At 72.0% G+C, this 7,309-nt stretch carries 10 protein-coding genes and 2 pseudogenes; 11 read left to right on the top strand and 1 reads right to left on the bottom strand.

Annotation, left to right across the window (positions count from 1 at the left end; translation table 11 throughout):
• The coding region (locus GXW76_RS24325; protein ID WP_211864734.1) for a hypothetical protein at positions 1-218 on the top strand (218 nt) is incomplete at its 5' end.
• Between the two features lie 25 nt (positions 219-243).
• The gene (locus GXW76_RS24320) at positions 244-1,035 is read left to right on the top strand and encodes an SDR family oxidoreductase (protein WP_211864733.1); all 792 of its coding nucleotides are present in this window, start codon (positions 244-246) and stop codon (positions 1,033-1,035) included.
• Between the two features lie 75 nt (positions 1,036-1,110).
• On the opposite strand, the gene GXW76_RS24315 is transcribed toward GXW76_RS24320, so the two are convergent.
• Positions 1,111-1,743 carry an MSMEG_1061 family FMN-dependent PPOX-type flavoprotein gene (locus tag GXW76_RS24315; protein ID WP_211864732.1) on the bottom strand — a complete coding sequence of 211 codons (633 nt, stop codon included), beginning with the start codon at positions 1,741-1,743 and terminating at the stop codon, positions 1,111-1,113.
• Positions 1,744-1,855: 112 nt separating this feature from the next.
• On the opposite strand from GXW76_RS24315, the gene GXW76_RS24310 reads away from it, so the two are divergent.
• From GXW76_RS24310 to GXW76_RS24270, 9 genes and pseudogenes are all read left to right on the top strand, one after another.
• Complete coding sequence (locus GXW76_RS24310) at positions 1,856-2,608, top strand: YebC/PmpR family DNA-binding transcriptional regulator (protein ID WP_211864731.1); 753 nt, start codon at positions 1,856-1,858, stop codon at positions 2,606-2,608.
• A 6-nt stretch (positions 2,609-2,614) separates the two neighbouring features.
• Positions 2,615-2,941 (top strand): annotated as a pseudogene (locus tag GXW76_RS24305) (YkvA family protein); the annotation flags it as partial.
• 129 nt (positions 2,942-3,070) lie between these two features.
• Positions 3,071-3,589 carry a crossover junction endodeoxyribonuclease RuvC gene (gene ruvC, locus GXW76_RS24300; RefSeq protein ID WP_211864729.1) on the top strand — a complete coding sequence of 173 codons (519 nt, stop codon included), beginning with the start codon at positions 3,071-3,073 and terminating at the stop codon, positions 3,587-3,589.
• Positions 3,586-4,203, top strand: coding sequence for a Holliday junction branch migration protein RuvA (ruvA, locus tag GXW76_RS24295; protein WP_211864728.1), 618 nt, complete (start codon positions 3,586-3,588; stop codon positions 4,201-4,203). Before ruvC ends, ruvA begins: the two co-directional genes overlap by 4 nt.
• A complete protein-coding gene (ruvB, locus tag GXW76_RS24290) occupies positions 4,200-5,237 on the top strand; it encodes a Holliday junction branch migration DNA helicase RuvB (RefSeq protein ID WP_211864727.1) in 1,038 nt (345 codons plus the stop codon). The genes ruvA and ruvB overlap by 4 nt, the downstream gene beginning before the upstream one ends.
• Positions 5,234-5,713: a YbgC/FadM family acyl-CoA thioesterase gene (locus tag GXW76_RS24285; protein ID WP_338151033.1), complete on the top strand. Its 480-nt coding sequence runs from the start codon at positions 5,234-5,236 to the stop codon at positions 5,711-5,713. Before ruvB ends, GXW76_RS24285 begins: the two co-directional genes overlap by 4 nt.
• A 61-nt stretch (positions 5,714-5,774) precedes the next feature.
• Positions 5,775-6,518, top strand: a complete 744-nt coding sequence (gene tolQ / locus GXW76_RS24280; protein ID WP_211864726.1) for a protein TolQ — start codon at positions 5,775-5,777, stop codon at positions 6,516-6,518.
• A 4-nt stretch (positions 6,519-6,522) separates the two neighbouring features.
• Positions 6,523-7,032, top strand: a complete 510-nt coding sequence (gene tolR, locus GXW76_RS24275; RefSeq protein WP_211864725.1) for a protein TolR — start codon at positions 6,523-6,525, stop codon at positions 7,030-7,032.
• 44 nt (positions 7,033-7,076) lie between these two features.
• Positions 7,077-7,309, top strand: a pseudogene (locus tag GXW76_RS24270) (energy transducer TonB); the annotation flags it as partial.

Here is a 7,309-nt window from a genome sequence, read left to right as displayed (position 1 = left end):
CGACGCCGGCCGCCGCGCCGCCGGCCGGGTCTGCCGTGGCCCCAGGCGACCTTGCCGCGGCGCTGGCCCGGCTGAAGGAAGGCCTCGGCGCCATGGGCCCGGGGGAACTGGCCGCGGTGCAAGGGCAGCTCGCGGAGGCGCTTGCCACCGTCGCGACGCAGCGGGCGGCGCGGCTGGAGGCGCGGCTGGCAAGTCTGGAAAAGCGGATCACCGGCTGAGGCGCCGCCAAGGGAGGTCAGTAAAGTGGATCTGGGCTTCGAGGGGCGCCGGGTGCTGGTGGTCGGCGCCTCGGTGGGTATCGGCTTCGCGACCGCGCGGATGCTGGCGGCGGAAGGGGCGCAGGTGATGATCGCCTCCCGCGATCGGGCCGGCATCGCCGCCGCGGCCGGGCGCATCGCCGAGACGACCGGGCGGCATGTGGTGACCGCGGTCGCCGACGTCACGGCGGAAGGTGCGGCCGACGCCCTGCTGGCGAGTGTCGCGGCGCGCTGGGGCGCGCTGGATGCGCTGGTGGATGCGGTCGGCGGGTCCATCCGCTCTGGCTTCGAGGCGCTGACCGACGCGGACTGGCTCGGCAACTACACCTTCAACGTGCTCTCGGCCGTGCGCGTGGTGCGCGCCGCGCTGCCGCTGCTGCGCAAGGGGGCCGCGCCGTCGGTGGTGCTGCTCGGCGCGGCGGCGTCGCGCATGCCTTATCCGAACCAGGTCGTTTCGAACGTCCACAAGGCGGGGCTGCTCGGTCTGGTGAAGACGCTCGCCGGCGAATATGCGGCCGAGGGCATCCGCGTGAATTGCGTGGCGCCGGGGCGGACGCTGACGCGGCTGTGGCAGGAGCGGGCGGAAAAGCTCGCCGCCGAGCGGGGCGTGCCCTTCGACCAGGTGATCGCGGAATTCGCCCATGAGATCCCGCTCGGGCGCTTCGGCACGCCGGACGAGGTGGCGACCATGGTCGCCTGGCTGTCGAGCCCTCGCGCGGCCTATGTCACGGGCCAGACGGTGAACGTGGATGGCGGGATCGCGCGCGGGCTGCTCTGAGCGCGCGCGATCCCGCGGCCGGCATCGCGCCGAGGGCGGAGCCGCTGCGCGGCCTGCGGCCGAACCGAGGCCGGGTCAGTACATGCTCCGGCTGAGCCGATCCGGCGCGTCCCGGTCGTAGGCGGCAGGGTCCACCTGGCCGTCGGCACGGTGGGCCGCGATCAGTTGCCCCATGCTCGGCAGCCCGGCGGGACGCGGCGCCTCGCCCCAGAGCCGCGAGCGCATGACCGACTTCGCGCATTGCATGAAGAGTTCGGTCACGGTCACGACGAGGACGGTGGCCGGGGTCTTGCCGCGCTCGACGAAGCGGGCCGTGAGGGCCGGGTCGGCGGTGATGCGCGCGGTGCCGTGCACGCGCAGCACCTCCGATGCGCCCGGGACGAGGAAGATGACCGAGACCCGGTTGTCCTCGAGGATGTCGCGCAGCCCGTCCAGCCGGTTGTTGCCGCGCCGGTCGGGGATGATCAGCGAGCCGTCCGGTTCCACCGCGACGAAGCCCGGCGCATCCCCGCGCGGGGTGGCGTGGACGCCGCGGCTGCCGACGGTGGACAGGATGCAGAAGGGGGAGGCGGCGATCCAGGCGCGGGCGGTGGCCTCGACCCGGTGTGTCACCTTCTTCAGCGGCCCTTCCAGCGGCTGGTCGTAGAGGGTGCGGAGCTGGGCCTCGGAGGTGACGGCGAAGGGGTCGGCGGGGGCGTGGCTGTCCATGGCCCATCCTGGCCCGGTGCGGGGCCGGTGCGCCAGCCCGCGCTTGGCGGCGGCCGTCCGGCGCGCCTATAAGCCCCGCCGATCCCACACCCCGAATTCGAAAGAGACGGCCATGGCCGGCCATTCGCACGCGAAGAACGTCATGCACCGCAAGGCCGCCCAGGGCGCCAAGCGGGCCCAGGCCTTCGGCAAGCTGATCCGGGAGATCACGGTCTCGGCCAAGCAGGGCCTGCCGGACCCGGCGATGAACCCGCGCCTGCGCGCGGCGGTGAAGGCGGCGCTCGTCGCCAACATGACCCGGGACACCATCGACCGCGCCATCAAGCGGGCCAGCGCAGCCGGCCAGGGCGACGATTACGAGGAGGTCCGCTACGAGGGCTACGGCCCCTACGGCATCGCCATCATCGTCGAGGCGCTGACCGACAACCGCAATCGCACCGGCGGCGACCTCCGCTCCATCTTCAACAAGAACGGCGGTGCGCTGGGGGAGACCAACTCGGTCGCCTTCCAGTTCGAGCGCAAGGGCGTGCTGCGCTACAAGCCGGACGCCGCGACCGCCGACGCCATGCTTGAAGCGGCGATCGAGGCCGGCGCCGAGGACGTGGAATCCGACGAGGAAGGCCACGAGGTGTCCTCCTCGGTCGAGGACTTCGCCACCGTCCGCGACGCGCTGGAGGCGAAGTTCGGCCAGGCCGAGGCGGCGAAGCTGGAATGGTGGCCCTCCACCACCATCGACCTCGACGAGGAAAAGGCGCGCGAGCTGCTGAAGCTCGTGGACGCGCTCGACGACCACGACGACGTACAGACCGTCTATGCCAATTTCGAGGTCGACGAGGCGGCGGCCGCGCGGCTCTCCGCCGCCTGACCCGCCGTGCTCGCGCGGCTGAGGGGCTGGGCGCGGGCCATCAAGCGCGACGTTCATGCCCTGTGGCTCGCTGCGCGGGATCCGCGCACGCCCTGGCATGCACGCGCGCTCGCGATCGGTGTCGCGGCCTATGCGCTCTCGCCGATCGACCTGATCCCGGACTTCGTGCCGGTCCTCGGCTACCTCGACGACGTGATCCTGGTGCCGCTCGGCATCCTTCTGGTCGTGCGGCTGGTGCCGCCGGGGGTGATGGCGGAACATCGCGCGTCGGCCGCCGCGGCGGCCGCAGGGCCGGCCAGCCGGGCAGGGGCGGCCTGCATCGTCGCGGTGTGGTGCGGCGCGCTGGCCGGGTCGGCCTGGTGGCTTCTCGGGTGAAGGCAGCCGGGTCCTGCATGCGGCGGCATGGCTGCAGGACGGGCGGTGCGGGGTGACCCGCGGCCGGTTCTGCTAGAACCTCGCTCCATGGCGCGCCGGCCGATTCGCATCCTGGGACTCGATCCGGGCCTCCAGCACACGGGCTGGGGGCTGATCGAGCATGACGGCTTCCGGCTGCGCTTCGTCGCCGAGGGCGTGGTCTCCACCACCGCGGCCGAGGACCTGCCCGACCGGCTGCTCGCCCTGCATCGCGGCCTCGCGACCGTGATCGACCTGCATGCACCTGACGAGGCCGCGGTCGAGAACACCTATGTCGCGCGCAACCCCGATTCCGCGCTGAAGCTCGGCCAGGCGCGCGGGGTCGTGGTGCTGGCGCCGGCGCTGGCGGGCCTCGCCGTAGCGCAGTACGGCGCGATGGAAGTGAAGCGCGCGGTCGTCGGCAACGGGCATGCGGCGAAGGAACAGGTGCAGGCGATGGTGAAGCACCTGCTGCCGGGCGTGACCTTCCGGCGCGCGGATGCGGCGGACGCGCTGGCGGTGGCGATCTGCCATGCGCATCACCGGCAGTCGCGCGCGGCGCTGGCGAAGGGGTACCAACCGGCATGATCGGTCAGTTGAAGGGCCGCGTGGATTCGACGCAGGAGGGCGGCTGCATCTTCGACGTCAACGGCGTCGGCTACCTGCTGGCCTGTTCGCGCAAGACGCTCGACGCCCTGGCGGGGCGCGACGGCGTGCAGCGCGTGCTGGTCGAGACCCATCTGCGCCAGGATGCCATCACTCTCTATGGCTTCGCCGACGCCGCCGAGCGCGAGGCCTTCCGCGCGCTGATCGAGGTGAAGACCGTCGGGCCGCAGAAGGCGCTGATCGTGCTGTCCTCGCTGACGCCGGACGGTCTCGCGCGCGCGATCGCCGGCAAGGAACGCAAGCGGCTGGCGGAGGTGAAGGGCCTCGGCGCCGCGACCGCCAATCGCATCGTCGACGAGCCGGCGATGCAGAAATGGGCCGTCGGCCGCGCGACGCCGGATGCCGACGGGGAGGGCGCGCTGCCCGCAACCGCACCTGAGCGCGGTGCCGAGGCCGATGCCGTCTCCGCGCTCGTGAACCTGGGCTGGAAGCAGCCGCAGGCGGTGGCTGCCATCGCGCGCGTGGCTAAGCGGCTGGGTGAGGACGCGACGCTCGACGCGCTGATCCGCGACGGGCTCAAGGAGATGGCGCGATGAGTGACGAGCGCCTGACCTCGCCCGAGAAGCAGGATGACGACTACGGCGAGCACGCGCTGCGCCCGCAGGTGCTGGCCGACTTCACGGGCCAGCAGTCGCTGCGCGAGAATCTCGCGGTCTTCATCGCCGCGGCGAAGGCGCGCCAGGAGCCGATGGACCACGTGCTGTTCCATGGGCCGCCGGGCCTCGGCAAGACGACGCTGGCGCAGATCGTCGCGCGCGAACTGGGCGTCGGCTTCCGCGCCACCTCCGGGCCGGTGCTGCAGCGTTCGGGCGACCTCGCCGCGATCCTGACCAACCTGCAGCCGCGCGACGTGCTCTTCGTGGACGAGATCCACCGCCTGCAGCCGGCTATCGAGGAGACCCTCTATCCCGCGATGGAGGATTTCTGCCTGGACCTCATCATCGGCGAGGGGCCGGCCGCGCGCACGGTGCGGATCGACATTCCGCCCTTCACGCTGATCGGCGCGACGACGCGCGCCGGCCTGCTGGCCACGCCGCTGCGCGACCGCTTCGGCATCCCGCTGCGCCTCGTGTTCTACACGGCTGAGGAACTGCACGGCATCGTCACGCGCGGCGCGCGGAAGCTCAATTTCGCGCTGTCCGAGGACGGCGCGATGGAGATCGCGAAGCGATCCCGCGGCACGCCGCGCATCGCCGGCCGGCTGCTGCGCCGCGTGCGCGACTTCTCGATGGTCGAGAACCGCACCGCCGATCGCGCCATGGCCGATGCGGCGCTTAAGCGGCTGGAAGTGGACGAACTCGGCCTCGACGCGATGGACCGCCGCTACCTGCGCCGCATCGCGGAATACCATGGCGGCGGGCCGGTTGGCATCGAGACGCTGGCCGCCGCGCTGGCCGAAGGCCGCGACACGCTGGAGGAAGTGGTCGAGCCCTACCTCATCCAGGAAGGCCTGGTGCTGCGGACTCCGCGCGGGCGGATGCTGGGCGAGCGCGGCTGGCGGCACCTGGGACTCGCGCCGCCGGCCTCGATGGTGGCGCAACTCGACCTGCTGCGGGACACAGATTCGTGAGCGACGCCTCACCCGACGCGGGGGACGGCATCCATCGTCACAACCTGCGGGTGTATTTCGAGGACACCGATGCGGGCGGCATGGCCTATCACGCGCGCTACCTCCATTGGGCCGAGCGCGCGCGCACGGAATCCTTGCGTGCCATTGGGTTGCCACACAATCTGATGATAGAACGTCATCGCGCGCTTCTCGTGGTGCGGCGCGTCGAAGTGGAGTATTGGCGACCCGCCCGGCTGGATGATTGGGTCGTGGTCGAAACTGCAATCCTGCGGGTTACCGGCGCCCAGATCCTGCTTGACCAGACCGTCCGTGCGGCGGAAGGGGCTGCGGGCACTCCGGGAGAACGGCTCGCGGGGCTGAAGGTCGGCCTCGTCTGCGTGGGGCAGGACACGTTGAAGCCGGTGCCGCTGCCGGAACCCTGGCGGTCGGTGCTCAAGGGCCTGGCCCTGCCGGGCACGGCGAAACCGGCCCGGTGATGTTGGTTGCAGGCGGCCCCGGCCGCGAAGGCCCGCGCGCGGGCCAGGAAGGAGACACGGCGTGAACGGCAGCGTGACCGCTCAGGCACTGGGACAGGCGGCGCATGACCTATCGCTCTGGGGGCTCTTCCTCCAGGCGGACTGGGTCGTGAAGGGCGTCATGATCGGGCTGCTGGCCGCCAGCGTCTGGGTCTGGGCCATCGTCTTCGACAAGGTCACGAGCCTGCGCCGCGCCAACCGCGCCGCCGACGCCTTCGAGGACCGCTTCTGGTCGGGCGGCAGCCTTGACGACCTCTATGCACGGGAGGGCGAGGACCCCTCCCACCCGATCGCCGCCGTCTTCGGCTCGGCGATGCGCGAATGGCGGCGCAGCGCGGGCAACGGCGCGCTGCTCGGCGGCGCCAAGGAACGCGTCGAGCGTGCCATGACCGTCACCATCGGGCGGGAGATGGAACGGCTCGAGCGCTGGATGGTGTTCCTCGCCTCCGTCGGCTCGGTCGCGCCGTTCATCGGCCTGTTCGGCACGGTCTGGGGCATCATGAATTCCTTCGCCGCCATCGCGGGCATGCAGAACACCAACCTCGCGGTGGTCGCGCCGGGCATCGCGGAAGCGCTCTTCGCCACCGCCATCGGCCTGGTGGCCGCCATCCCGGCGGTGCTCGCCTACAACAAGATCAGCACCGACCTCGCGCGCTTCGCCGGCCGGATGGAATCCTTCGCGACCGAATTCGCCGCGATCCTTTCCCGCCAGACCGAGACGGCGGCCAACGACGCGGCGGCGCCGGCCGCGTCGGCGGCGGAGTAACCCGATGGCTGCACCGCTCGCCGGGGGGCGCAACGGGCGATCCCGCTACCGGCCGATGGCCGAGATCAACGTCACGCCGCTGGTCGACGTGATGCTCGTGCTGCTGATCATCTTCATGGTGGCCGCGCCGCTGATGACTGTGGGCGTGCCGGTGGACCTGCCGCGCACCGCGGCCGCCCCGCTGAACCAGGAGACCGAGCCGCTGACCATCTCGGTCAATCCGGAAGGCCGCATCTTCCTGCAGGAGACCGAGGTGCAGATGGAGGAACTGGTGCCCCGGCTTCAGGCCATCATGCGCAACCAGCCGCAGGGCCAGCCGGAACGGCGCATCTTCGTGCGCGGCGACCGCGCCATCGCCTACGGGAAGGTGATGGAGGTGATGGGCACCATCGCCGGCGCGGGCTTCACCCGCGTGGCGCTGCTGGCCGAGCAGCCCTCCTCCCGGCCCGGTGCCGCGCCGGCCACGCCACCCGCGCGCGCGCCCGCCCGCCCGTCCGGCCAGCCGCGAAACTGAGGAAGGGGAGCGGAGGAGTGGCCTTGCCCTCCTGGACCGCACGGATGGATCTGAATCGCTGGGGCATGGTCTCGGCGGGCCTGCACGTGCTGATCCTCGCGGTCGGCGCGCTGTTCGTGCTCGCCCGCCCGATCCCGGAGCCCGAGGAGCAGGGCATCGCGGTGGAACTCGTCTCCCCCGGCCCGCCGATGATGGCCCAGGGCGACCTGCCGCGCCCGGTGCCCGCACCCCCCGCGCCCGAGCCCGCGCCGACGCCGCCGACGCCGGAGCCCCCGGC

It is taken from the genome of Neoroseomonas soli, assembly GCF_018129065.1.
Lineage (GTDB): Bacteria > Pseudomonadota > Alphaproteobacteria > Acetobacterales > Acetobacteraceae > Neoroseomonas > Neoroseomonas soli.
The sequence above is the reverse complement of the archived record's forward strand: the minus strand, read 5'-3'. Positions and strand labels throughout refer to the sequence as shown.